The organism is Synechococcus sp. OH2, from assembly GCF_047462155.1.
Classification (GTDB): Bacteria; Cyanobacteriota; Cyanobacteriia; order Thermostichales; family Thermostichaceae; genus Thermostichus.
This window is the reverse complement of the sequence record NZ_JANSIR010000106.1, coordinates 27,407-27,901: the sequence shown is the minus strand read 5'-3', so window position 1 is coordinate 27,901 and position 495 is coordinate 27,407. Positions and strand designations below refer to the sequence as shown.

At 60.4% G+C, this 495-nt stretch carries 1 protein-coding gene; it reads right to left on the bottom strand.

Annotated elements, in window-relative coordinates:
- Nucleotides 1-54: 54 nt before the first annotated feature.
- Nucleotides 55-495, bottom strand: a 441-nt coding sequence (locus NW835_RS10730) for a S1 RNA-binding domain-containing protein (protein WP_414415276.1), incomplete at its 5' end; no start/stop codon positions are given.

The following is a 495-nucleotide window of genomic DNA, read 5'->3' as shown; positions in this document are numbered from 1 at the left end:
AGCTCTGCTGTCAAGCGGGTGAGGAACCCCCACCCGCCTACGCGGTGGAGTAGTTCATATGACCTTGCCCTCGGACGTGATTCTTCCCTTCAGTTTGCTGGCCCGCTCTTCGGCTTCCTCGGTAATGAGAGGCAGTTGCTCTAACACCTCGCCGGGGTATTTTTCCAACACCCGCAGAGAGAGCGCTATCCGCCCTTTGACCTCATCCACATCGATGACCACGGCCTTGAGCGGCTGACCAGGCCGGAACAAGTCGGATAAGGAGGCAACAAAGCTTTGGCTGACCTGCTTGATGTGCAACAGCCCGCTGCCCCCCTCCTCCAGCTCCACGAAAACGCCAAAGGGCTTGAGGGCGCTGACCTTGCCCCGCACCACCTGGCCGGTGGTGTAGATTCCCAGGCTCTCAGCCTGTCGCGCTACTCGCTGGGAGAGCACCAGCTTGTTGGCAGCAGGGTTGACTTCCAGCAAACTGGCGGTCAGCGATTGGCCCACCAG